The organism is Kitasatospora sp. NPDC023176, from assembly GCF_055560495.1.
This window is the reverse complement of the sequence record NZ_JBVHIP010000027.1, coordinates 98,463-121,430: the sequence shown is the minus strand read 5'-3', so window position 1 is coordinate 121,430 and position 22,968 is coordinate 98,463. Positions and strand designations below refer to the sequence as shown.

Genomic DNA, 22,968 nt, shown 5'->3' with positions numbered 1-22,968 from the left:
TCCGGGGCGCTCGCCGCGCCGATCACCCGCCCGGGTGCGGACCCCCCGTAGCCGCGGGCCGCCGCACCGGGGAGCCCGGGGGCGCGCGGAAAACGAGAGGAGACACCGGGCCGGATGAAGGACGATGACCTGATGGGTGTCGACGGGGAGCCCGACGAGGGCGGGGAAGAGGGCCGGCTGCTGCAAAGCCTGGTCGGCGAAGTGTGGGTCGGCGTCTACCGGTTCGGGGGCATGGGGGTGGTCGACTTCGGTGCGACGGTCTCCTGGCCGCTGGGCGACTCCGGGGAGGTGTCGACGGGCAGCCGGTTCGCGGTGCACGCCCGGTGCCCGTTCCGGATCGTCCAGTGCGGGGAGGTCTACCTGGGTTCCGACGACCTGGTGCCGGCCGGGAACGGTGACCGCCTGGCGTACGACATCGGGGCCGACGCGTTGCGCGCGTTCCTGGCGCGGGAGTCGCCCCGGGTGCTGGCGGTGGAGCGGGTACCGGAGGGCGATCTGCGGATCACCCTGGAGCACGGGCTCAGGATCGATGTGCTGCCGACGAGTTCGAAGGTCGAGGAGTCCTGGCGGTGCTTCGAACGGCTCGGCGGGCAGGTGGTGTTCCCGTCAGTGGACTGACCGGTTGCGTCCGGCGGTGCGCAGCCGGCGCCAGGTGCGGCCGACGGTTCCCCGGGCGGGGGCGTCGGGCTCCCAGCTCAGGGCCGTGCCGGCGAAGGTCTCCGACGGCGTCGTGACCGCGGGCGTCGTGACCGCGGGCGTCGGTCGGTCGTCCCGGGCGGCGCGCAGCACGTCCTCGGGGGTGACGCTGGCGAGCCGCGCCCGGACGTGGTCGAGCAGGGTGGCGCAGGCGCCGGCGATCGCGGGCTCGCCGAGCGGGCGGGTCGGCAGGTCCAGTCCTTCGGCGAGCAGCTGTTCCAGGGCGGTCCGCAGGTCCGGGAGGGAGAGGTCGCGGATGGTCAGCGAGAGGTGGCCGGAGAGTCCGCCGGCGCCGACCGCGCGGTGGGCGAAGGCGCGGGGGACGTAGAGCACGTCGCCGGGTTCGAGGACGGTGTGCAGGCGCTGCGCCGAGTGTTCGTCCTCGGGGAGTTCGCCGAGCGACCACTCGGCCGCCGCGGGCGCGTCGTGGACGTACCAGGTCTTGCGTCCGGTGACCTGGAGGACGAACACGTCGGCGTCGTCGCGGTGTACGGCGAGGCCCTGGCCGCCGGCGGGGGTGAGGAAGAAGAAGGCCTCGACGCGTCGCTCGAGTTCCTCGGAGAGCCGGGCCACCAGCTCACCGGTGGGGCCGTGCCACTGGTCGACGCGGCGCAGCAGCAGGGTCGCCCCGGTGCGGAGCAGGGCGAGGACCTTGGCGCGGTCGGCGTAGCCGTGGTGGGTGGTGCCGTTGATCGTGCGGGGGGTGGTGAAGGCCTCGGCCGGGATGACCACCTTGTCGGAGCGGACCATCTCCAGGTAGGGGGTGCGCAGCAGCCCGCCGTCGAAGGCGGCGTCCAGCGCGTCGAGGTCGAACGGCGAGACCAGCCGCCCCGGGGTGTGGACGGCGGGTTCGCGCTGCCACCGGTGGGCCGCGAAGCCGTCGAGGTCGCCGACCCAGTCGGCGAGCGTGGGGGATTCCATGGGGTGTCCAGTGATGTCGGGAGGGCGGCCGTTCAGGCGCCGACGGAGGCCTCGAACCGCACCGAGAGCAGGGAGCGCAGCGGGACGGGCGCGTCCTGCCGGGGGCCGCGGATGGTGAGTCCGTGGTCGAGGGCGACGGTCAGCAGGCGTTCGGCCAGCGGGACGACCAGGTGTTTGGCCCAGCAGCGGGCACCGTCGAAGCCGAAGGGCATGAACCCGGGGGTCTTCTCCGGGTCGGCGACCTCGGCCCAGCGCTGGGGCCGGAAGTCCAGTGGGTCCGGCCAGTAGTCCGGGTGGCGGTGCATCAGCAGCGGGAGCAGCGCGATGTTGTCCTCGGGCCCGAGGTCCGGGTGCAGTCCGGCGTACGCCTCGCCGCCGTTGCGGTAGAGCATCCAGGCGGGCGGGAGCAGCCGGAGCGTCTCCCAGAGGGCGGCGGTGAGGTCGCCCCGGGGGGTGTCGGTCGCCCGCATGAGCCACAGGGCGTTGCCGGCCAGGGCGGCCACGCCGTCGCAGAGGGTGGCGGAGGCCCGTCGGTACATGGCGATGGCCTGCTTGCGCTCCAGGGGGTCGGCGGCCCCGTGGATCAGCCCGGCCATGGCCGTCGTGGACCGGCCGTCCGCGGCCTCGGTGTTCGGCCAGACGGTGACGGTGCGGTCGACCAGGCGGGAGAGCGTGTCGGAGCGGGTGATGCCGCGCTTCGCCAGCAGGGAGAGCGGCAGCGGGTCGGAACCGAAGAGCCATCGGCGCAGGTAGGAGGTGGGTGCGTAGGGCCAGGCGCCGGCCAGTGCGCGGGCCGGGGGTGGCGGCGTCCGGATGCCCGCCATGACGTCCTGGCCGAGCGCGCGGATCGTCCGGGTCGCGCTGTCGTGGGGGATGTCGGCTCCGGCGGCGGGCTTGTAGACCGAGCGTTCCGTCTGGAGCACCGGGCGGGCCGCGACGATTTCCGCCGTCAGGGCGGCGTCGGAAACGCCGACCGTGCGGGCGTCGGCGCGGAACACCTTGGTGTCCCGGGCGAGCAGGTCCTGAATTCGCGGGGCGAAGACGACGGAATGTCCGCGGACGGTGTCCGGCGCCATTTCTTGCACGAGAATCCCGCCTCCGTGGGAATAGCGATGAAATGCGGCGCCGGTGGGGCGGAGGCAGGGCCCCCGCCCCACCGGCCGTGGTGCATCAGATGACGTGCAGGATCCACGCGTGGTTGGCGAGGTCCTCGTCACGCTTGAACTTCTTCACGATCGCCTTGATCATCTTCATGGCTTTCCCCTTTCCGGGATTTCGGGTACGGCGAATGGGTGTCGGCCGCACCGTCGGGTGGGGTTCGGCTTTCCGGTCCGGAAGGCCGAACTGCTTCAACTGAGGCAGGACCTTAATCGAAGGATCGCGTTCCTGATACCCCTTCGGCAACCGGAGTTCGATTTCTACGCGTTGTTGACGGCCCATTCGAATGGTGAATCGTTATAACCTTTTCCGGTGGGGGCTTTCCGGTGGGTCATTACCAGCGCATTTTCCGAAGTCTTTACCGGGGTTCCCGGGGCGCCCGCCCGGCCCGAGGTGAGGGCCTGAACGCGCGGTGAACGGCCTGGACGCGCGGTGAACGGCCTGGACGCGCGGTGGACGGCCTCTGGACGCGCGAGGAGGGCCCCGCGTGGACGCGGGACCCTCCGGTGGGTGCGGGAGCGGTCAGCTGTAGGTGGTGGTGACGGTCACGCCGCCGAAGCCCTGCTGGGCGTGGAGGCTGAAGTAGACCCAGCCGGACGGCGGGTTGCTGATGGTCAGGGTCTCGCCGTTGCCGGGGTTGGTGGACTTCGCCTGGTAGGACGACGTGGTGGCCCAGGTCGGCCCGTTGTAGTACAGGTCGGCGTTGCCGGTGCCGCCGCTGGTGGTGATGGTCAGCTGCCGCACGCCGGCCGGCAGGTACAGGAAGCTGTAGCCGTAGTCGCCGGTGGTGGCGGCGACGCCGTCGCGGCGGCAGTTCTTGTCGTACTGCCGGGTGTCGGCGGCGGTGCACAGCGGGGCCTGGTCGGTGGGCGGGGTGCCGCAGTTGTCGGCGGCGCAGGCCTTGAGCCAGGTCGCGAAGTCGGCGTCGTAGCGGGTGCCGATGGTGGTCTTGAGCAGGGTGCGGGCGCCGTTCCAGTCGCCGGCGCGGTACTCGGCGAGCAGCGCGTCGACGTCCTGGGGGTGCGACTGGAGCATGTAACGCACCGCCAGGTAGCCCCAGTTGTAGACCCGGGTGGAGTCGGCGTTGTCGTAGGTGGAGTCGAAGAGGGCGCTCAGCGGGTAGGTGCCCTTGCCGGCCTGGGTGACGGCGTCGTCGTAGTGGACGCCCCGGTAGCCGTAGGAGACGTACTCGGCCAGGCCTTCGACCCACCAGATGGTCGGGGTGGTCATGCCCGCCTCGAAGTCGCCGTACATGTCGTAGCGGCCGTCGAGGTAGTGGGTGTACTCGTGGTTGAGGTTCCAGATCTGGAAGCCGGGGCGCAGCCAGTCGGCCTGGTGGGCGATGAAGCGGGCCTGGTTGCCGGGTGCGGCCGGGTTGCCCTCCTCGTACATGCCGCCGTTGTCGACGGCGATGTGGTACATCTCCCAGGCGTAGAGGCTGTAGTTGTAGTAGTCGTCGAAGACGACCACCTCCAGGGCGGTGTTGCGGTCGTCGGCGACCGGGCCGTTGTCCTTGACCACCCGGTGGAAGAACGCGTCCTGGTTGACCAGGCTGGTGCAGGTGTCGGTGTTCTGCCGGGCGGTCATGCTCTGCGAGCGGATGCGCAGGTTCGGGTTGCAGGTGTGGTCGCTCGTGAGCACCAGCGGGACGAGCTTGGCGGGTACGTCGCAGGTCCCGTAGTAGGAGCAGTTGCCGGCGTCCTTGTTCTCCGCGAACCAGAGCAGGTTCATGGTGAGCGGACCGGTGGCGCCGACCAGCGGGTAGCGGTTGACCAGGTCCTTGACGATCGGCCGGCCCTGCGCCCGGAGCCCGTCGGAGGCGACCAGGTTGCCGATCTGGATGCCGATCCTGGTCACCGGGTCGGCGCCGGTGAGCTGGGCGCTGTTGCGGGTGACGAAGGAGGCCATGGTGGTGGCGAAGGACGGGTCGGCCTGGAGGGCGGCGGTGAACTCGGGGAGCTCGAAGCCGCGTTCGATGACGGTCGCGGTGTTGCCGACGGCCGCGGCCATCGATCCGGTCCACCCGCCGGTGTAGTCGCCGAGCAGGCGCTTGACCACGCCGGTGTAGCGGGCGTTCTCCCGGGCGCTGTCGATCAGCGTGACGGCCTCGGCGAGAGTGGCGCCGTTGGCCTCGGTGACGTCCTTGCTGTGCGGGGCGGCGAAGAAGGCGTCCAGCGCGCCGCGGATCGCGCTTCGCAGGCCGGTGCCGTACGGGCCGACGGCGTCGGCGTTGTTCCACTGCACGTAGTAGCCGGCGCGCAGGAACAGCACCAACTGCCCGGCGGAGGTGGAGTTGTCGCCGGGGTAGCCGGCGGCGGTGTCGCGCAGGGCGTTGGCAACGGTGACCATCTGGGCCTCGTCGAAGGCACCCTTGGCGTCGTTGCCGGTGAGCGTGAAGAGGGTGTTGACGCAGTCGAGGCCGGCCGACTCGACCTGCTGGACCAGTGCGGCGCCGGACTTGCCGGTGAACCCGGTGGTGTCGCAGGCGGTCAGCTGCCGCGCCGTCCGGGCGGTGCCGAGGGTGCTGCCCGCCGCCGGGGCGGTGGGCTTGCCCTGGCTCTCGGCGGCGAGCGGGCGGGGGTCCCGGGGGGTGTCGGGCGACTTCGGCACCGGGATCGCGTGCGGGGCCACCGGCCTGCCCGCCTGCGGTGTCGGCGTCGACGGGCGGTCGGCCGCGTGCGCCTGCGGGGTGAACAGTCCGACTGAGAGGAACAGGGCGGCGCCGAGCGCAGGGAGTCTGCGCGCGTTCGCCTTCGCTATCCGGAAGGGACGCATGGGGTGGGGGCCTCCGGGACCGTGAGGGGGCCGTGCGGTTGGGGCGCACGGACGGAGCCTGATGTGTGACATGTAAAATGGCACACTCATTCAGGTAAAGGGAAGACCCGGAGCCGGGCTTCCGGCCGACGAGACCGAACCGTGCCTTTCCCGTTCCTTTTGTCAGTCGGCCGGGTGGTGCGCCGCCTTGGCGGTCCGTCAGGCGGCGCGCCTCGCCCGGGGCGCGAGCGCCGCGAACTCCAGCGGCGCCGACGGGTCCACCGACACGTCCGCCGGCGCCGGTTCGGCCCCCGCCCGGACCAGCAGGTCGCCGATGGCCGCGACCATCGCCCCGTTGTCCGTGCACAGCCGCAGTGGCGGCACCCGCAGGGTGACGCCGGCCGCGGCGCAGCGCTGCTCGGCGAGCGCCCGGACCCGGGAGTTGGCGGCGACCCCGCCGACCACCACCAGGGTGCCGATCCCGTGGTCGGTGCAGGCCCGCACCGCCTTCTGGGTGAGCACGTCCGCGATCGCCTCCTGGAGGGCGGCGGCCGCGTCGGGGACGTGCGGCTCCGCCTGGGCCTCGACCCAGCGGGCGGCGGCGGTCTTGAGGCCGGAGAAGGAGAAGGCGTACGGGTCGTCCCGCGGCCCGGTCAGCGGGCGCGGCAGTCGGACGGCCGTCGGGTCGCCGGCCCGGGCGGCGCGGTCGACGGCGGGTCCGCCGGGGTAGGGCAGCCCGAGGATCCGGGCGACCTTGTCGAAGCACTCGCCGGCCGCGTCGTCCAGGGTGTCGCCGAGGTGGACGATCGGGTCCCGGGCGAGGTCGCGGACCAGCAGCAGCGAGGTGTGCCCGCCGGAGACGATCAGTACGACGCACGGGTCCGGCAGCGGCCCGCCGTCGAGGGTCGCGGCGGCGACGTGCCCGGCGAGGTGGTGCACCCCGTACAGCGGGACGCCGAGCGAGAAGGAGTACGCCTTGGCGGCGGCCACCCCGATCTGGAGGGCGCCGGCCAGCCCCGGGCCGGTGGTGACGGCGACGGCCCCGATGTCACCGAGGGTCAGTCCGGCCCGGTCCAGGGCCTCCCGCACCACCGGGGCCATCGCGTGGACGTGCGCCCGGGCGGCGATCTCCGGCACCACCCCGCCGTAGCGGGCGTGTTCGTCCATCGAGGAGGCCACCGCCTGCCCGAGCAGCACGCCGTCCCGGACCAGGCCCGCGCCGGTCTCGTCGCAGGAGGACTCGATGCCCAGCACCACCGGAGGCGCCCCTGTCATGGTCACTCACCCTCATCAGTCATTACATGTTCGGGTGGCCATTGTGCCCGACGGAGTGTGAGGAATAAGCAGGAGCCCATGCTTCGTTCCTGCAACTCATACGCAATAGTGTTGTCCCGGCACGATCGTCAACGCTCAACCCGCCGAAAGGGGCCGTGTCCTGATGGGCACCTACAACCTTCCCGACCTGCCGTACGACTACTCCGCGCTCGAGCGGGCCATGTCCGCCGAGATCCTGGAGCTGCACCACTCCAAGCACCACGCCGCGTACGTCAAGGGCGCGAACGACACCCTGGAGCAGCTCGCCGAGGCGCGCGACAAGGAGCAGTTCGGCGGCCTGGTCGGCCTGCAGAAGACCTTCGCCTTCCACCTCTCCGGCCACGTGCTGCACTCGCTGTTCTGGCAGAACCTCTCCCCGGAGGGCGGCGACCGCCCCGAGGGCGAGCTGGCCGACGCCATCACCGAGCACTTCGGCAGCTTCGAGGCCTTCAAGAAGCAGCTCACCACCGCCACCACCGGTGTCCAGGGCTCCGGTTGGGGCATCCTCTCCTGGGAGCCGCTCGGGCAGCGCCTGATCGTCGAGCAGGTCTACGACCACCACGGCAACGTGGGGCAGAACACCACCCCGCTGCTGGCCTTCGACGCCTGGGAGCACGCGTACTACCTGCAGTACCGCAACGTCCGCCCGGACTACGTCACCCGTCTGTGGGACGTCGTCAACTGGCAGGACGTCTCCTCCCGCTTCGCCGCCGTGAAGAGCGTCTGAGTGTAGGCCGAGCGGGAAGGCCCCGGACCGGTCGGGCGGTCCGGGGCCATCCCCAGTGTTCCCCCGTGTTCCCGCCGCGTCTGCCCGTCACGGCCGTTGGCGCCGGGCGCACCTGCCACACCTGCCCCACCGAACCGAAGACTCGCCGCCACCCGTTGTTCGCCCGCGACGGGCGCGCGGTCGCTAGGCTCGGAGCTCCGCCGGCTACCGGCGGCCGACCGGCCGACCGGCCCGTCCGCTCCAGAGCGAAAGGTCGTTCGATGGCTCCGCGCCTGTCCGTGGTGGTCCCGATCTACAACGTCGAGCGCTACCTCGGGGAGTGCCTGGACTCGATCGCGGCCCAGACCTTCGAGGACTTCGAGTGCGTCATGGTCGACGACGGCTCGACCGACGACGGCCCCGTCCTCGCCAAGGCGTACGCCGCCCGGGACCAGCGCTTCCGGCTGGTCCAGCAGGAGAACAAGGGCCTCGGCGCCGCCCGCAACACCGGCTGGCGCCACCTCGCCCCCGGCACCGAGTACCTGACCTTCGTCGACAGCGACGACACCCTGCCGCCGCACGCCTACCAGCTGATGATCAGCACGCTCGACCAGACCGGTTCCGACTTCGCGGCCGGCAACGCGATGCGCCTGCGCACCACCGGCCTCACCCCCTCGCACGCCCACCGCCGCCCCTTCCGCGAGACCCGGCTGCGCACCCACGTCAGCGAACTGCCCGCCCTGGTCACCGACCGCACCGCCTGGAACAAGGTCTACCGGCGCTCCTTCTTCGACGCCGCCGGCATCCGCTACCCCGAGGGCCTGCTCTACGAGGACGCCCCGGTCAGCATCCCCCACCACTTCCTCGCCACCCGGGTCGACGTCCTCGCGGAACCCATCTACCACTGGCGGGTCCGCGAGGACGGCAACCTGTCCATCACCCAGAAGAAGACCGACCCGCGCGGCCTGATCGACCGGGTCCGCTCGATGGAACTCGTCCGCGAGTGGCTGCTCGCCCGCCCCGAGCCGCTCTTCACCGAGCAGTACCTGCGCGCCTACGACCGCAACTGCCTGACCGAAGAGATCCCGATGTTCTTCTGGTCCATCCCGGACGGCGACCGCAACTACTGGGAGGTCTACCAGCGGCACGTCAGCCGCCTCCTCCACGCCATCGGCCCCGAGCACGTCGCCGACCTCAACGCCCAGCTGCGGCTCAAGTACCGGCTCACCCTGACCGACGCGATGAACCGCTTCATCGCCGTCCAGCGCGTCCACCGCGCCGTCCGCCGCACCCGCCAGGCCGCCCAGGCGGCCCGCCGCCGCTGAATCCGGCCGCGTCGGCGGGCCGTGCGCGGCTGCTCAGTTGCTCAGCTGCTCAGCCGTTCAGGCGCGCAGTCGCTCAGCCGCTCGCGGGCCTCGTCAGGCGACGGACGAAGGTGACCACGGCCGCCCGGTCCGTCGCGTGGTCCGCCGTGCCGGAGAGCAGCAGGCGGACCATCTGCGGCAGCGTGAACCAGGCGTTCACCAGGCCGATCACCGCGAACATCAGCCGTGCCGGATCCACCTCACCGGCCACCTCACCGCTGCGCTGGGCGGCGGCGACGGCCGCGACCTTCTCGCGGTAGTGCGCGGTGCGCTCCGGCCCGGCCGCCAACTCCTCGGCCGCCGTGCCGCGTTGCAGGCCCTCCCAGGCCAGTAGCCGGGAGAAGTGCGGATTGGCCGAGTGGTAGTCGAAGACCCGCCCGGCGTAGTCGCCGAGGTCCAGCCCCGCCGTCGGCGCGAGCGGCACCGCCTCCGCCAGCTTGCCGAGTTCGGACGTCAGCACGGCGGAGAACAGCTGCTCCTTGTTGCCGAAGTACTGGTAGATCCGCTCCTTGTTCACCCCCGCCCGGGTCGCCACCCGGGCGATCCGGGCCCCGTCCGGGCCGAACTCGGCGAACTCCTCGACCGCGGCGTCGAGGAGGAGCTGCTGCGTGCGTGCGGTGTCCCAGGCCATGGACCCACGATATCCCAAAACTCCAACCCTACGGTTGGACATTCGCCCCCGCGCGTGCCAAACTCCAACCGAAGGGTTGGAGATTTGGACTCCGGCCACTCGCCAAGGGGAGGACCCGCGCCATGACCACCGACACCATCGCCCCAGCCACCCCAGCCACCCCAGCCGCACCCGCCGTGACGCCCGCCGCCCCGTCGGTCCACCGCCGTGCCCTGCTCACCTGGCTCGCCGTCTACCCGACCATCACCACCGCCTTCCTCCTCCTCGGCCCCTACCTCGGCAACCTGCCGCTGGCCCTGCGCACGCTGGTCATGACCGCCCTCGTCGTCCCCGTCGTCGTCTACGCCCTGATGCCGCTGCTCCTCAAGGCGGAGACCAGGCTCACCCGCCGGAAGTAGCGGACTCAGCGCCGTCGCATCGGGGTGAAGCGGACCGGGGTGCCCGGGGCGGCCTGGGCGACGGCGGGGAGGGCGGTGACGGGGACGACGCCGATGACGGGGTAGCCGCCGGTGGTGGGGTGGTCGGCGAGGAAGACCACCGGGCGGCCGTCGGGCGGGACCTGGACCGCGCCCAGGACCATGCCCTCGCTGGGGAGTTCGCCCTCGCGGGCGCGCTCCAGGGGCGGGCCGTCCAGGCGCAGGCCGATCCGGTTGCTGGTGGGGGAGACGCGGTAGCCGGAGCCGGTGAGGACGGCGAGCGAGCGGGTGGTGAACCAGTCGTCGCGCGGGCCGAACAGCACCGGCAGGAGCAGCGGGTCCGGCGGCGCGGGCGTCGGCACCACGTCCGCCCCGGCGGCCGGGCCGACCGGATCGCCGAGCGGCAGCGCGTCCCCGGGGGCCACGGGAGCGGGGCCCAGCCCCGAGAGCAGATCGGTCGAGCGGCTGCCGAGGACGGGCGCGGCGGCGATCCCACCCGCGAAGGCGACGTAGCTGCGCACACCCCGCGTCGCGGGGCCCACCTCCAACAGCGCCCCGGCGGGCAGCCGCACCGGGGCGGACCAGGCGGCGGGCCGCCCGTCGACCCGTACGGCGCAGGGTGCGCCGGTCACGGCCACCGTCACCGCGCGGTCCACGCGCACCGAGCAGCCGAGCACGGTGGTCTCCAGGGTGGCCGCCGTCGAGGGGTTGCCGACCAGGTGGTTGGCGAGCCGGTGGGCGGGCTGGTCGAGCGCGCCGGAGCGTGGCACGCCCAGGTGCGCGTGCCCGGGCCGGCCGAGGTCCTGGACGGTCGTCAGCAGGCCGGAACTGGTGATGGTGACGGTCATGTTCCCTCGATCACGCTTCCTCGGTCGGGCTCTTCGCGTCGGGTTTTCCCGGTCGGGCTTCCTCGTTCGGGCTTGGGCGGTCGGGTTCAGCGGTCAGGCTTCCTCGATCACGAACCGGACCCGGGTCCCCGGGCTGAACAGGGCCGCGGGTTCCCGGGACGGGTCCCACAGCACGGCGTCGGTGCGCCCGATCAGCTGCCACCCGCCCGGGGACGAGCGCGGGTAGACGCCGGTGTACGGCCCGGCGAGGGCGATCGCCCCGGCCGGGACGGCGGGGCGGGGGACGGCCCGGCGGGGCACCCGGTAGTGCTCGGGCAGGCCGGTCAGATAGCCGAAGCCGGGGGCGAAGCCGCTGAAGGCGACGCGGAACTCGGTCCCGGAGTGGATGCGCGCGACCTCGTCCTCGGCGACACCCCACAGTGCGGCGACCTCCGCCACGTCGGCACCGTCGTAGCGCACCGGGATGGTCACGGTCTGGTCGGCGCCCGCCCGTAGCGGCGGGATGCGCCAGCCGGCCAGTTCGGCGGCCAGGGCGTCGGGATCGGCCACGCCGTCGAGCAGCACGCTCCGTTCGGCGGGTACCACCTCGGTGACGGCCGGGAGTTCGGAGGCCGCGCGTCGGCGCCGGAGTTCGGCGTGGAAGGCGGTCGTCTCGTCGGCGCCGTCCAGCTCGACCAGGAGCGCGTCCAGGCCGACCCGCAGGACGCGCAGGCTCATCCCGTCGGTCCTGTTCGTCCCGGCCCGCGCGATCTGCGCCGTCCGCGCCGTCCGTTCGGCGCTCACGCGAACGCCTCGACGCGGACTCCGGCCGTCCACAGGGCCGTTCGCACCCGTCGGGCCAGGTCCGCGGCCCCCGGGGTGTCGCCGTGCACACACAGGGAACGGGCCCGCAGCCGGATCCGGTCGCCGGTGCGCGCGGTGACCTCGCCGTCCCGGGCGATGGCGACCGAGCGGTGGACGACCGCGTCCGGGTCGTGGACGACGGCGTCGGGTTCGCGGCGGGGGACGAGCGTGCCGTGCGGGGTGTACGCGCGGTCGGCGAAGGCCTCGGCGACCACCGGCAGCCCGGCCCGCCCGGCCGCCTCGTGCAGCCGTGAACCGGGCAGCCCGAGGACGGGCAGGGCCCGCTCCTGCGCCCCCATGGCCAGTCGGACGCCGCGGACCACCGCCTCCGCCTGCTCCTCGTCGTGCACCGCCCGGTTGTACAGCGCGCCGTGCGGTTTGACGTACGCCACGTGTGCTCCGGCTGCCCGCGCGAACACCTGCAACGCCCCGATCTGGTAGGCGACTTCGTCCGCCAGCTCGTCCGGCGGGACGTCCATCGCCCGCCGCCCGAACCCGGTGAGGTCCCGGTAGGAGACGTGCGCGCCGATCCGCACGCCCCGCTCTGCGGCCGCCTCGCACACCCGTCGCATGGTGGTCGGGTCCCCGGCGTGGAAGCCGCAGGCGACGTTGGCGCTGGTGACCACCGACAGCAGGGCGTCGTCGTCGGTGAGCGTCCAGCGGCCGAATCCCTCGCCGAGGTCGGCGTTGAGGTCGACCACCGGTACGGGAGCGCCCCCGGGCGGGGTCATCTCGCGCTGCCCGTCATCGGGCCGCCCGGCGTGGCACCGCCCGCCGTCGGGCCGTTCGTCATCGGGCCGCCCGGCATCGGACCGTCCGGCGTGGCACCGCCCGCCATCGGGCCGGCCGACATCGGACCGTCCGTCATCGCACGGACGATCACGGCGCGCGCGTCGTCCAGGTACCTCGTCAGCTCCACCACGGCGTCGTCGATCTCGCCCGTCTCCAGCAGTCCGGTGAGCGTCTGGTTGCGGCGCAGGAACGGTGCGTGGAGCCCGCGCGCCGACGGGACGGCGGCGAAGGCCAGGCGCAGTTCGGCCATCAGGCGGGCCATGCACTCGTCTATCCGCCGGCTGCCGGCGATCCCCGCGACGGCCTGGTGGAAGTGCAGGTCGGCGGTGCCGACGGTGACCCAGTCGCCGACCGCCTCGGCGGCCTCCGCGCAGTTCAGGGCGGTGCGCACCGCGGCCAGGCGCTCGGGTGCGGCGCTGTGCAGGGCGCGTACGCCGGCGGTCTCCAGGGCGAGGCGCAGCGTGTAGATGTCGGCGACGTCGTCCGGTTCGAGAATCCGGACGAAGACGCCCCGGTTCAGCTCGTGTACGACCAGCCGCTGGTCGGCCAGCAGTCGGAACGCCTCGCGGAGTGTGTTGCGCGAGACGGTGAGCGCTTCTCCGAGGGCCTCCTCCGACAGCCGGGTGCCGGGGGCGAGCAGGCCCTCGGTGATGTGGTCGCGCAGCACCTCGGCCACGCGTTGGGCGGCGCTGGCGCGGTCGAGCCGGCCCCGGTCGGCCGCGAGCGCGTCGAAAACTCCGGTCACGTTCCACCTCCTGAACTCTTGTCGGATTGTTCCACAATCCCCTAGCCTCGCGGCAACCCCCGCACGGTCGTGGCCCACCCAGGCTCCGACCTCCTCCGCCCGTGGCGCCCCAGACGGTCACCCACACGGCGGAGGCCCGTCCGAAAGGCGGCCAGGAACATGATCGTTCTTGTCGGCATCCTCGTCGTGGTGGCCGGGTTCGCCACCCGGCGAAATCCGCTCCTCGTCGTCGGCGCCGCCGGCGTCCTCACCGGACTGCTGGGCGGGATGAGCCCGTTGAAGGTCCTGGAGGCCTTCGGCACGGGCTTCGCCTCCAGCCGCTCGGTGACCCTCTTCGCGATCACCCTGCCGGTGATCGGCCTGCTGGAGCGCCACGGCCTGCAGGAGCAGGCCCGCACCCTGATGAACAGGCTCGCCAAGGCCAGTGCCGGACGCGTGCTCGCGGTCTACCTGGTGGTCCGCCAGCTCACCGCCGCCTTCGGCCTCACCAGCCTCGGCGGACCGGCCCAGGCGGTGCGCCCGATGGTCGCGCCGATGGCCGAGGCCGCCGCCGAACGCCACCACGGCACCCTGACCGACAAGGCCCGGGAACGCGTGCGGTCCTTCGCCGCGAGCGCCGACAACGTCGGCCTGTTCTTCGGCGAGGACTGCTTCCTCGCCGTCGGCTCGATCCTCCTGATCACCGGCTTCGTCGACGCGACCTACCACACCGACCTGGAGCCGGTGCAACTCGCGCTGTGGGCCATCCCCACCGCCGTCTGCGCCACCCTCATCCACGGCGCCCGCCTGCTGCGCCTGGACCGCGCCCTGGCCCGCGACCTGCCCACGACAGCCGACCGGGCGACCACCGCCGACCGCATCGAGGAGACGAGCAAGTGATCAAGGTCGAGTGGCTGTACTGGCTGGTCGGAGCCGTCTTCCTCGCGATGGCAGCGCAGATGGCCGTGGACCGCGGCAACCCCAGGCGCTACGGCAGCGCCGCCTTCTGGGGCCTGCTCGGTGCCAGCTTCTGCTACGGCACGTGGGTCGCCGACAAGAGCGCGCCCGCCGCGCCGCTGGGCGTCGCCGTCCTGGCGATGATCTGTCTGGCCGGCTTCGGCTTCACCGGCCGCGGCACCTCGACCACCGCCGCCCCCGAGCGCCGGGCCGCCTCCGCCGCGCGCCTCGGCAGCCGGCTGTTCATCCCGGCACTGGCGCTGCCGCTGGTCGCGCTGGCCTGCGGAACGCTCCTCAAGGGCGTGCACCTGGGCGGCGGCCTGCTGCTGCAGACCGGCAGCGAGACGCTCCTCGGGCTCGGCATCGGCTCACTCGTCGCCCTGGGCCTGGCGCTGCTGCTCACCCGCGAGCGCAACCCCGCCGTCGCCCTCCACTCCGGCCGCGGACTGCTGGAGTCCATGGGCTGGGCACTGCTGCTGCCCCAACTCCTCGCCGTACTGGGCTCGATCTTCCAGAGCGCCGGGGTCGGCGCCCAAGTCGGCAGGATCACCACCCACTTCCTGCCGGACGGCAGCAAGTACGCGGCGGTGGCGCTCTACTGCGTGGGCATGGCCCTGTTCACGATCATCATGGGCAACGCCTTCGCGGCCTTCCCGGTGATGACCGCCGCGATCGGCTGGCCGGTCCTGATCACCCAACTGCACGGCAGCCCGGGCGTGGTCCTGGCCGTGGGCATGCTGGCCGGCTTCTGCGGCACGCTGGTCACGCCGATGGCGGCCAACTTCAACCTCGTCCCGGCGGCGCTGCTCGAACTCAAGGACCAGTACGGGCCGATCAAGGCCCAACTCCCCACCGCCGGCGCGCTGCTGGTCTGCAACATCGCCATCATGTCGCTCTTCGCGTTCTGACCAGCCTTCTTCCCTTCCGCCAGAAAGGCCGTCCCATGACCAGGGTCCTGCTCACCGGCTTCGAACCGTTCGACGGCGCCGACGTCAACCCGTCCTGGGAGGTCGCCCGGCTGGTAGCCGACAACCCGCCCGAGGGACTCCTGGTCACCGCCACCCGGCTGAGCTGCGTCTTCGGGCAGGCGGCCGAGGAACTGCGCACGGCGATCGAGGCGTGCGCCCCGGACCTGGTCGTCTGCCTCGGCCAGGCAGCCGGCCGGCCGGACGTCACCGTCGAGCGCGTCGCCGTCAACGTCGACGACGCCCGCATCCCCGACAACGCGGGCCGGCGACCGGTCGACCGGCCCGTCGTCCCCGGCGGCCCCGCAGCCTACTTCGCCACCCTGCCCGTCAAGGCCTGCGTGGCCGCCGTCCGGGAAGCCGGCGTGCCCGCCTCCCTGTCGCAGACCGCCGGGACGTTCGTCTGCAACCACGTCTTCTACGCCCTGATGCACCTGCTCGCCACCGAACGCCCCACCGCCCGCGGCGGGTTCGTCCACATACCCGCCCTGCCCGAACAGGTCCTCGACGGCTCCGGGCCCTCGCTGCCGGCCGCCTCCGTCGCCCACGGCCTGCGCGCCCTCCTCACCGCCGCCGCGACCCGCACCGCCGACCTCCGCGTCCCGGAGGGGGCGACCCACTGAGGCCGCCCCACCGGACCAGCGGATCAGGCGTCGAGCACCTGGCCGGGGCGCTTGACGACCGGATCCTGCGCCGACCACGGGAACTCGATCCAGTCGTCGGTCCGCTTCCACACGTACTCGCACTTCACCAGGGAGTGCGACTTCTCGTAGATGACGGCGGACCGGACCTCGGCGACATGGCTGAGGCAGAAGTCGTGCACCAGCTTCAGCGTCTTGCCCGTGTCGGCGACGTCGTCGGCGATCAGGACCTTCTTGTCGGTGAAGTCGATCGCCGCGGGGACGGGCGCCAGCATGACGGGCATGTCGAGAGTGGTGCCCACGCCCGTGTAGAACTCGACGTTCACCAGGTGGATGTTCTTGCAGTCCAGCGCATACGCCAGACCGCCCGCCACGAACACGCCGCCGCGGGCGATGCTCAGGACGAGGTCGGGTTCGAAGCCGTCGTCGGCGATCGTCTGCGCCAGTTCGCGCACCGCTCGGCCGAAGGTCTGGTAGTCCAGGATCTCTCGCACATCAGTCACGGTGTTCAGTGTCCTAGAGAGCCGCCCGCCCGGCGAATCCGGCATGCTCGGGGGCCACCGTGCTATCCCAGGGGCCAGGCATCGACCGGGTCGTCGAGCCACACCCACTGGCCGTCGGGTGTGACGGTGAGCCCGAGGCGGTCGGGCCCCGGGCGGCCGTTGTCCAGCCACCACCGGTGCGCGGCCTCGACCTCGCCCCAGAGCCGGCGGGGCCCGTGCTGCCACACGGTGTAGCGCCCGGGGGCGCGAGTGCCGTCCCAGTCGACGGCGGCCCAGGAGTCGCCGTCGGCCGTGGCGACCCAGAGCCGGGTTTCCACGCCGTCGACGTCGGGGTCGTGATGCCAGGCGTACCAGAGGTCGCCGAGGCGGAGGCCGAGCGCGAACTGCGTCTCGAAGGAGGAGTCGGCGACGGCCCAGGGGTCGAGGGCGGTGGTGGACTCGGCGGGGACGTGGTCGTCCATGACCACGTCCCGGAACAGCCGGAGGTCCCGGCGCTGGGTCCGCATCAGCATGAAGGCGCTGTCGGCGGAGAAGCGGCCGGTGGCGGTTCCGTCGTCGCCGACGGTGAGGCGGAGCAGCCCGCCGCCGATCCAGAGGGTTTCCCAGGGGATGAGCACGGCTCCACCAGGCCTGGTCTGGCTGACCCAGGCGTAGGGAACGCGCTGGACCGAGCAGGTGGCCATCACCCGGTCGTACGGTGCCTCAGGGGCCCAACCCACGCTTCCATCACCGCAGACGACGGTAGGCGCGTAGCCGGTGGCCTTGAGGTCGGCCCGAGCGCGCTCGGCGAGGTCCGGGTCGATTTCGATGCTGGTCACGTTCACGTCGCCGAGCCGGTGCGAAAGCAGCGCGGCGTTGAATCCGGTGCCAGTGCCGACCTCCAGCACTCTCATCCCTGGTGCGAGGTCGAGGAGTTCGAGCATCCGGAAGACGATCGACGGCGCCGAGGCCGAGGAGGAGGGTAGGGCGTCAGCCGTGTCCTCCTGTCCCTTCCCATCGTTGATCTGCGTCACCACCGGTACGTCCGAGTAGGCGGCGGCGAACCAGCGCCCAGGCTCGAGCCCCCGGTCGCAGTGCACGAGGGCGTCGTCGCCGCTCAGCCAGATTCGTTCGGGCAGGAAGCGATGGCGCGGGGCCGCTTCGGCGGCCGTGCGCCACTCGGGTGCCACCTCGTGGCCGAGGAAGCCGGAGACGGCCCGGAGCAGACCGAGAAGGGCGGTCTGCTCCGGGGAGTGCTGTGGGGTTGTCACTTGTCCTGGTCTCCGCCCTTGCTGTGCTTGCCGGTCTTCTGTCCGGACGAGGTGTCCTGGGTCGACTTGCCGGTGTTGAAGTCCTTGTCGCCGGCGTGCTTGCCCTGGCCCCCGTCGTTGGGGCCGCTACCGCCGCCGGAGCTTCCGCCCTTGCCGGTACCCCATCCCATGATCTAACTCCCGTCAGGTGGTCCTCTGGTCGAGTGGAGACCGGGCAGCCGAGCGGACTCGGACCACGGTCGTGAATCCAGGATGATGTGACGCGCAGTCAATGCCGATACCCAGTGGGTGATATCACGATGGGATCGACCGACCGACAAGGGGCCGTGTCTCATGGGTACCGCACTCGAGCCGATCAAGCTGCCCGACCTCGCGTGGCAGAAGGAGGAGGTGTGCCGTGCGCTGAGCGAGCGCGACATGGCTGCCGTCTTCCGATTTGTGCAGCACCACAGCGGCGCCAGCCAAGCCCGGCTCGCTGTACAGGTGGGAATGACCCAGGGGCGCGTGAACGAGATCATCAACGGACGTCGGCTCGTCACGAAGCTCGACGTCTTCGAACGCATCGCGGACGGGCTCAATCTTCCCGACGGAGCGCGGCGTCTTCTCGGGCTGGCATCAAGGCGAGACGGTCGCGCGCCTGGATCGGCCTTCGACCTGGCGGCGTTTCCCGAGATCGTACGGGTCTACAGTGACCAGGCGTCGGCAGCCACCGAGATCCAACGGGCAGCGAGGTCGGCGGCAGAGCTGGACATCCTCGCCGTACGCGGGCTCGGACTCCTGGCTCTGCGCGACTCATTGCTGCGCCGGCACATGGACCGGGATGGAGATCCTGCCCCGCACCTGCGTGTATTGCTCCTCGATCCGAACTCGCCGGCTGTTGAGCGGCGCGCCGCCGAGATCGGAGAGTCGACGGAATCGTTGGCAGGCGGCATCCGGCTTGCTGAGGCCCGGCTGCGGGAACTCGCCGAGTACGGGGAGGTTGAGGTCTATCGGTACAGGACGGTGCCGGTGTGGCGGATGATCAGATCGGACCGCACCCTCTTCGTCGGGTCCTTCGACACGGATTGGGAAGGACACGAGTCGGCAACCTATAAGGTGCTGCCCACCCCACACGGCCCTCTGTACCGGGGCTGGCGTCGGCAGTTCGACGTGATGGTGGAGAGCGCTGAGCGCGTGATCTGACGGAGGGACGAGGATGGCGATCGAAGCGGAACTCAAGGCGGTCGTGCGTGATCCGGAAGGCGTGCTCAGGCAGTTGGAGCAGCAGTACGGTGCCGGTCGAGCCGAGGTCTACCGCGACACGTACTACGACGCGGTGGACGGCAGCCTGATGGGCACCGACCGTGAGTTGCGGATCCGGACCGTGCACAGTCCGGATGACACCCGCACCGTGCTCACGTACAAGGGTGCTCGGGTGGACGAGGCCTCCGGCTCGAAGCCGGAGGCGGAGACCCGGGTCGAGGACGCCGAGGCGATGCACGAGATCGTTCGGGGCCTGGGCTTCAGTCCGCGTATCGCATTCGAGAAACGCTGCCGCAACTATACGTTCGAGCGGGATGGTCACCGGCTGCTCGCCACACTCGTACGCGTGCCGGAGCTGGACGACGCCACGTTCATCGAGGTCGAGACGGTGGCCGCGACCGAGGTCGAGCTGGCCTCGGTTCTCGCCGTGATCGGTGTCGTGCTGGCCGGACTCGGCATCTGTGAAGACGATTTGACCACCGAGTTGTACACGGATGCGGTCGCGGCGGCGCGGGCGGCTTGATCGTGCGCTAGCGGCCCCGGGAGCCCGGGGCCGCTAGCGGAGTGCCCCTCCGGTCACAGAACCAAGACCGGCATACCGCGCTGTTGGGCGTGCGGGACCACGTCTGCTGCTCGATCACTCCATCGCATTCGCGCGTTTGGCGAGTTTCACCAGCTCTGATGGAGCGCTCCGACCGGCGATGAGGATGAGTTCGCGGATCGCCATCCGAGCGGCCGCGTGGGTCCGGACACTCTCCGGAGCCACCTCCTCGGCGCGGAGGAGGCATTCGAGGGCTTCTCCGGGGTGACGTCGTTGAGCATGGGCTCGGCCAAGGTCGATCAGGAGCCTGGACCTCCGCTCAGCCGAAAGCAGTCCGGCGTCGATCCGATGGCCAAGGTCCAGAGCCTCGCCCGCATCGCCGAGTTCGACGGCGGTGGAGACTGCCTGGATCTCCACGTTCGTCGGGCCGAACTCCAGATTGAAGTCGTTGCGGTCCTCGCCAAGTTGCGCTGCTACTTCTCGGGCACTTGTGATCTGGTTCCATGCCCGCTCGCGTTGGCCGGCGCGGGCGGCGGCCAACGCGAGTACCAGATGGAGCGATCCGAGAACCGAGAGAGCCTCTGGTGGTGGGCTGGTCGAGGACGACGTGTACGTCCGCAGGGCGGTCTCAGCGCTGCCGGCTGCGTGTTCTGCCTGATCCAGGCGCTGTAGCCGTACGAATGCATGGGCCATCCGGTAGATGCCGGCAAAGACGTGCAAAGGCTCGCCGGACTGTTCGGCGGCTCGGATGGCTCGATCCGCAGCCACCCAGGCCGCGTCAGCCTCGTCCTGGCGGACGAATGCCGCCGCAACGGCTTGATAGGCCTGGCTGAGTAGCAGCTGGATCTGGGCGCGCTTCCCTTCACGGGCGGTCCGTGCCGCTCGCTCCAGTTGCGGCAGGGCGTTGGCGATTTCTGTGCTCAGCTCAGTGAATTGCGCGCTGTGGGTCAGGTGCCAGAGCCGATCGACGGCGGCGGCCAGCTCGGCCGAATCGGGCGTACCTGTTCGGCGCTGTTCGCCGAGCAGCGCATCGAGAGCGGGATGTCCTGAGAGTGACAGGCGCGCGAGGTCAAGGTCATTGGGCCGATCCGTGGCCACGGATGAGTGGGCGGACGGCGGAGCATCAGGCTGCAGGGTCTGAACGGACACTCCAAGTCCGTTCGCCAGCAACTGGAGTACGTCGAGGCGGACCACCGGCTGAACGCCTCGTTCGACCTGCGATACCCAGCTGGCAGTCCGGTTGATGGCTGCGGCGAGTTGATCCTGCCTCATGCCGCGGCTCTTGCGGAGCTGGGCGACCCTGGCGCCGAACGCCTGCCGCTCCTCTGGGCTCATTGGGAGGCCTGGCCACTGGATGCACCCTTGCCGGAGATCTCCTCAAGGAACGTGACGTCGAACGATTCGAGGTACTGGCCGCGTTCGGCCAGGAACTGGCGGACGTGGGGCTGGCGCTCGTGTTCCTCGAACGCCTCACGGTCCGAGTACAGCTCGTAGAAGACTCGGACGTGCGGCTCGTTCGGCACGGCGTGGTTGACGTAGACGAGAGTGCCGGGCTCCTTGGAGCGGATGCCTTCGAGTGCTTCCTCCGCCAGAGCGTCGAAGGCTTGAGCCGCTGCCGCATCGCGGGCGACGAAGCGCACAACCAGACCGAATCCCATGGTTCTCCCCTTCCTGGATTGGTCGAGTCTCGCACGACTCGATGAAGTCCTGCGAGTAGGAGTATCTCTTGACTCGCAGAATCTCTGCGACTACTGTCGGTGGTGCTTGCATAGCGGAGAGCTATGCAGGAGTCCCTTTCACTTGCCGCCGATCGGCGGCCGTTGCCTGTGGGTGGACCTGAGTGCAGGAGTTCGGCTGCCCGTCCATCTGTGGTGAAGGAGGAGCAATGGGGTCGGACCTGATTGTCAGTCCACTCAATACCGCCCGGTTTCCGGTTCCACTGGAGTGGGGGGTGCCGCCGTGCGGCGATGCCGTGCCGGCGGCTCGGCGGCTGGTGGTGGCGATCCTGCGGGAGTGGGAGGTGCCGCTGACGGAAGACGCGCTTCAGGACGTGGAGTTGTGCGCGAGCGAGGTGATCGCGAATGCGCTGGTGCACACCCGGGAGCGGTGTGTCGTGTCCGTTCGCTGGTGTAGCGGCCGGGTGCGGGTGGAGGTTGCCGATCGGTGTCCGGAGCTTCCGCTTCGGGAGCGGGATCCCGAAGCGACGGGTGGGCGTGGGTTGTTGCTGGTGGAGGCGCTGGCTCACGCGTGGGGGTGGCGCCCGGCAGGCGTGGGCAAGGCGGTCTGGTTCGAGTGCCTGGAAACCGGCGAAGCGCCGTGCCCCACGCATGGGTGGGGCACGGCGCGCGGCCTCGATCCGCTCTACGAGGTGGCGTAGTGGCGACCACGGCGCGCCTTGTGTGGTGGGTGCTGTTCTCGGCGGCCGTGGGGGCGGGGTTCGTCTCCGGGTGTGGCCGTTGGACGGCTTCCAGGGTCTTCGTTCATGACCTGGGCACCCGTGCTGACCCGCGGGCCGGGCGCCCGGGCGTCAGCCGGCGGTGCGGGTGAGGCCGGTGAGGTGTTCCGCCACCGCCGTCGGGCTCGGCATCGTCGCGATCTCGGCGCTGACCTCGCGGGCGGCGCGGATCAGCGCCTCGTCGTCGAACAGCCGGTTCAGCAGTGCCGGGCCGATGTCCTCGGCGCGCGCCCGGAGGCCGGCGCCGCGTGCGTGGACGGCGTCCGCGGTGATGAAGCGGTCGGAGCCGTCGGGCAGGACGAGTTGCGGCACGCCCGCGTCCAGCGCGCCGAGCGCGCTGCTGCTGCCGCCGTGGTGGATCGCGGCCGCGCAGGTGTCGAGCAACGCACGCCACGGCACCCAGCCGTACGCTCGGACGTTGTCCGGCAGGGTGCCGAGCGTGTCGAGGTCGAGGTCGCCGGTGGCCAGCACGAACTCCGCGTCGACCTCGGCCGCGGCGGCTATCACCCGTTCGAGCCTGGTCAGGCCGTCGGTCTTGGGCGGCACCGTGCCCAGCGTCACCGCCACCCGCGGGCGGCGGCCGGGCGCGGCCAGCTCGTCGGGGACGCCGCCCTCGCCGTTGTAGGCGACGGGCCGCAGCGAGTAGCCGTAGCGCTCGCCCCCGGCGGTGCTCGGCGGGGCGAGGTCGACGGTCTCCGCGGGCTCGGGCAGCCGGTCGATCCCGTGCCGGGCGAAGGTCTCCGCCATCTCGGCGAGCATCAGCGCGCGCAGCTTCGGGGTGCGGACGAACCCCAGGTCGTGCTGGACGGCGGGTACGCCGAGGCGCTCCGCCGCGAGCAGTGCCACCGGGAACAGGTACTCGTACACCACCAGGTCCGGCCGCCACTGCTCCGTGAGCCCGGTCATCGCGTCGGCCACCCCGCTGTTGACGTGGGCGGCCAGCGGGACGAACGCCTCGCGGTCGGCCGAGTTGCTCTCGACCACCCGGTGCATCAGGTCGGGCCGCCGGGTGCGGCCGGCCTCCCTGATCTCCTTGCGCCAGTCGACGCCCGGGGCGAGCGGCAGGTACGGCAGCCCGGACGCGGCGACCGGCTCGCCGCCGTCCATCGAGACCACCGCGACCTCGTGGCCGAGCCCGCGCATCGCCCGGGCCAGCGGGACCAGCGGGAAGAGGTGGCCGAGGCCGGGGGCGCCGGCGAACAGTACACGCATGGAAGGAACCTCGGTGGTCGGAGTCGGTGCGAACG

General features: G+C 71.5%; 26 protein-coding genes. 10 read left to right on the top strand and 16 right to left on the bottom strand.

The genetic code is table 11. The features are described from left to right. The first annotated feature begins 114 nt into the window (after nucleotides 1-114). Nucleotides 115-618, top strand: a complete 504-nt coding sequence (locus tag ACZ3YL_RS30365; RefSeq protein WP_188305558.1) for a hypothetical protein — start codon at nucleotides 115-117, stop codon at nucleotides 616-618. On the opposite strand, the gene ACZ3YL_RS30360 is transcribed toward ACZ3YL_RS30365, so the two are convergent. The 5 genes from ACZ3YL_RS30360 to tsaD form a co-directional block, all read right to left on the bottom strand. Then, nucleotides 607-1,617: a JmjC domain-containing protein gene (locus ACZ3YL_RS30360; protein ID WP_465660488.1), complete on the bottom strand. Its 1,011-nt coding sequence runs from the start codon at nucleotides 1,615-1,617 to the stop codon at nucleotides 607-609. The two genes, ACZ3YL_RS30365 and ACZ3YL_RS30360, sit on opposite strands and share 12 nt — an antisense overlap. Before the next feature lie 32 nt (nucleotides 1,618-1,649). Then, complete coding sequence (locus ACZ3YL_RS30355; RefSeq protein WP_188305556.1) at nucleotides 1,650-2,693, bottom strand: cytochrome P450; 1,044 nt, start codon at nucleotides 2,691-2,693, stop codon at nucleotides 1,650-1,652. 94 nt (nucleotides 2,694-2,787) lie between these two features. After that, nucleotides 2,788-2,970, bottom strand: a complete 183-nt coding sequence (locus ACZ3YL_RS30350) for a hypothetical protein (RefSeq protein WP_465660487.1) — start codon at nucleotides 2,968-2,970, stop codon at nucleotides 2,788-2,790. A 327-nt stretch (nucleotides 2,971-3,297) separates the two neighbouring features. After that, nucleotides 3,298-5,550, bottom strand: a complete 2,253-nt coding sequence (locus ACZ3YL_RS30345) for a M9 family metallopeptidase (protein ID WP_465660486.1) — start codon at nucleotides 5,548-5,550, stop codon at nucleotides 3,298-3,300. 198 nt (nucleotides 5,551-5,748) lie between these two features. After that, complete coding sequence (gene tsaD, locus ACZ3YL_RS30340) at nucleotides 5,749-6,804, bottom strand: tRNA (adenosine(37)-N6)-threonylcarbamoyltransferase complex transferase subunit TsaD (RefSeq protein ID WP_188305553.1); 1,056 nt, start codon at nucleotides 6,802-6,804, stop codon at nucleotides 5,749-5,751. A 163-nt stretch (nucleotides 6,805-6,967) separates the two neighbouring features. On the opposite strand from tsaD, the gene ACZ3YL_RS30335 reads away from it, so the two are divergent. Together ACZ3YL_RS30335 and ACZ3YL_RS30330 are read left to right on the top strand one after the other, a co-directional pair. Beyond that, nucleotides 6,968-7,570, top strand: a complete 603-nt coding sequence (locus ACZ3YL_RS30335; protein ID WP_188305552.1) for a superoxide dismutase — start codon at nucleotides 6,968-6,970, stop codon at nucleotides 7,568-7,570. A gap of 260 nt (nucleotides 7,571-7,830) precedes the next feature. After that, a complete protein-coding gene (locus ACZ3YL_RS30330) occupies nucleotides 7,831-8,874 on the top strand; it encodes a glycosyltransferase family 2 protein (protein WP_188305551.1) in 1,044 nt (347 codons plus the stop codon). Between the two features lie 73 nt (nucleotides 8,875-8,947). Here ACZ3YL_RS30330 and ACZ3YL_RS30325 read toward each other — a convergent pair whose 3' ends face one another. Further along, the gene (locus tag ACZ3YL_RS30325) at nucleotides 8,948-9,544 is read right to left on the bottom strand and encodes a TetR/AcrR family transcriptional regulator (RefSeq protein ID WP_188305550.1); all 597 of its coding nucleotides are present in this window, start codon (nucleotides 9,542-9,544) and stop codon (nucleotides 8,948-8,950) included. A gap of 122 nt (nucleotides 9,545-9,666) precedes the next feature. On the opposite strand from ACZ3YL_RS30325, the gene ACZ3YL_RS30320 reads away from it, so the two are divergent. Then, entirely contained in the window at nucleotides 9,667-9,942 is a 276-nt protein-coding gene (locus ACZ3YL_RS30320; protein ID WP_465660485.1) for a hypothetical protein, read from the top strand. Between the two features lie 5 nt (nucleotides 9,943-9,947). Here the strand turns inward: ACZ3YL_RS30320 and ACZ3YL_RS30315 are convergent, their stop codons facing one another. From ACZ3YL_RS30315 to ACZ3YL_RS30300, 4 genes are all read right to left on the bottom strand, one after another. Beyond that, nucleotides 9,948-10,808 carry a 5-oxoprolinase subunit C family protein gene (locus ACZ3YL_RS30315; protein ID WP_188305548.1) on the bottom strand — a complete coding sequence of 287 codons (861 nt, stop codon included), beginning with the start codon at nucleotides 10,806-10,808 and terminating at the stop codon, nucleotides 9,948-9,950. A 93-nt stretch (nucleotides 10,809-10,901) separates the two neighbouring features. Beyond that, nucleotides 10,902-11,525, bottom strand: coding sequence for a 5-oxoprolinase subunit B family protein (locus ACZ3YL_RS30310; RefSeq protein ID WP_188305566.1), 624 nt, complete (start codon nucleotides 11,523-11,525; stop codon nucleotides 10,902-10,904). 62 nt (nucleotides 11,526-11,587) lie between these two features. Beyond that, complete coding sequence (locus tag ACZ3YL_RS30305) at nucleotides 11,588-12,382, bottom strand: LamB/YcsF family protein (protein ID WP_188305547.1); 795 nt, start codon at nucleotides 12,380-12,382, stop codon at nucleotides 11,588-11,590. Further along, a complete protein-coding gene (locus ACZ3YL_RS30300) occupies nucleotides 12,379-13,188 on the bottom strand; it encodes a GntR family transcriptional regulator (protein WP_465660484.1) in 810 nt (269 codons plus the stop codon). Before ACZ3YL_RS30300 ends, ACZ3YL_RS30305 begins: the two co-directional genes overlap by 4 nt. Nucleotides 13,189-13,347: 159 nt before the next feature. Here ACZ3YL_RS30300 and ACZ3YL_RS30295 point away from each other — a divergent pair, with 159 nt between their 5' ends. Genes ACZ3YL_RS30295 through pcp form a run of 3 tightly spaced genes read left to right on the top strand, consistent with a single transcriptional unit; the run spans nucleotide 13,348 to nucleotide 15,712 of the window. After that, entirely contained in the window at nucleotides 13,348-14,067 is a 720-nt protein-coding gene (locus tag ACZ3YL_RS30295; protein WP_188305545.1) for a DUF969 domain-containing protein, read from the top strand. Next, nucleotides 14,064-15,032, top strand: coding sequence for a DUF979 domain-containing protein (locus ACZ3YL_RS30290; RefSeq protein WP_188305544.1), 969 nt, complete (start codon nucleotides 14,064-14,066; stop codon nucleotides 15,030-15,032). The genes ACZ3YL_RS30295 and ACZ3YL_RS30290 overlap by 4 nt, the downstream gene beginning before the upstream one ends. A gap of 35 nt (nucleotides 15,033-15,067) precedes the next feature. Further along, nucleotides 15,068-15,712 carry a pyroglutamyl-peptidase I gene (gene pcp / locus ACZ3YL_RS30285; RefSeq protein ID WP_465660483.1) on the top strand — a complete coding sequence of 215 codons (645 nt, stop codon included), beginning with the start codon at nucleotides 15,068-15,070 and terminating at the stop codon, nucleotides 15,710-15,712. 23 nt (nucleotides 15,713-15,735) lie between these two features. Here pcp and ACZ3YL_RS30280 read toward each other — a convergent pair whose 3' ends face one another. The 3 genes from ACZ3YL_RS30280 to ACZ3YL_RS30270 all read right to left on the bottom strand — a co-directional run bounded on the left by ACZ3YL_RS30280 (nucleotide 15,736) and on the right by ACZ3YL_RS30270 (nucleotide 17,653). Further along, nucleotides 15,736-16,233, bottom strand: a complete 498-nt coding sequence (locus ACZ3YL_RS30280; RefSeq protein WP_188305542.1) for a phosphoribosyltransferase — start codon at nucleotides 16,231-16,233, stop codon at nucleotides 15,736-15,738. A 62-nt stretch (nucleotides 16,234-16,295) separates the two neighbouring features. Next, entirely contained in the window at nucleotides 16,296-17,483 is a 1,188-nt protein-coding gene (locus ACZ3YL_RS30275; protein WP_465660482.1) for a methyltransferase domain-containing protein, read from the bottom strand. After that, complete coding sequence (locus tag ACZ3YL_RS30270) at nucleotides 17,480-17,653, bottom strand: hypothetical protein (protein ID WP_465660481.1); 174 nt, start codon at nucleotides 17,651-17,653, stop codon at nucleotides 17,480-17,482. Before ACZ3YL_RS30270 ends, ACZ3YL_RS30275 begins: the two co-directional genes overlap by 4 nt. A gap of 163 nt (nucleotides 17,654-17,816) precedes the next feature. Here ACZ3YL_RS30270 and ACZ3YL_RS30265 point away from each other — a divergent pair, with 163 nt between their 5' ends. Together ACZ3YL_RS30265 and cyaB are read left to right on the top strand one after the other, a co-directional pair. Further along, on the top strand, nucleotides 17,817-18,665 hold the full coding sequence (locus ACZ3YL_RS30265) for a helix-turn-helix domain-containing protein (protein WP_465660480.1): 849 nt from the start codon (nucleotides 17,817-17,819) through the stop codon (nucleotides 18,663-18,665). 13 nt (nucleotides 18,666-18,678) lie between these two features. After that, nucleotides 18,679-19,248, top strand: coding sequence for a class IV adenylate cyclase (cyaB, locus tag ACZ3YL_RS30260; RefSeq protein WP_465660479.1), 570 nt, complete (start codon nucleotides 18,679-18,681; stop codon nucleotides 19,246-19,248). Nucleotides 19,249-19,362: 114 nt separating this feature from the next. Here cyaB and ACZ3YL_RS30255 read toward each other — a convergent pair whose 3' ends face one another. Together ACZ3YL_RS30255 and ACZ3YL_RS30250 are read right to left on the bottom strand one after the other, a co-directional pair. Continuing rightward, the gene (locus ACZ3YL_RS30255) at nucleotides 19,363-20,601 is read right to left on the bottom strand and encodes a helix-turn-helix domain-containing protein (RefSeq protein ID WP_465660478.1); all 1,239 of its coding nucleotides are present in this window, start codon (nucleotides 20,599-20,601) and stop codon (nucleotides 19,363-19,365) included. Then, nucleotides 20,598-20,924, bottom strand: a complete 327-nt coding sequence (locus tag ACZ3YL_RS30250) for a putative quinol monooxygenase (protein ID WP_465660477.1) — start codon at nucleotides 20,922-20,924, stop codon at nucleotides 20,598-20,600. The genes ACZ3YL_RS30255 and ACZ3YL_RS30250 overlap by 4 nt, the downstream gene beginning before the upstream one ends. 227 nt (nucleotides 20,925-21,151) lie before the next feature. Between ACZ3YL_RS30250 and ACZ3YL_RS30245 the strand changes: the two genes are divergently transcribed. After that, entirely contained in the window at nucleotides 21,152-21,643 is a 492-nt protein-coding gene (locus ACZ3YL_RS30245) for an ATP-binding protein (protein WP_465660476.1), read from the top strand. Between the two features lie 150 nt (nucleotides 21,644-21,793). Here ACZ3YL_RS30245 and ACZ3YL_RS30240 read toward each other — a convergent pair whose 3' ends face one another. After that, nucleotides 21,794-22,933, bottom strand: coding sequence for a nucleotide disphospho-sugar-binding domain-containing protein (locus ACZ3YL_RS30240; protein WP_465660475.1), 1,140 nt, complete (start codon nucleotides 22,931-22,933; stop codon nucleotides 21,794-21,796). Nucleotides 22,934-22,968 lie beyond the last annotated feature (35 nt).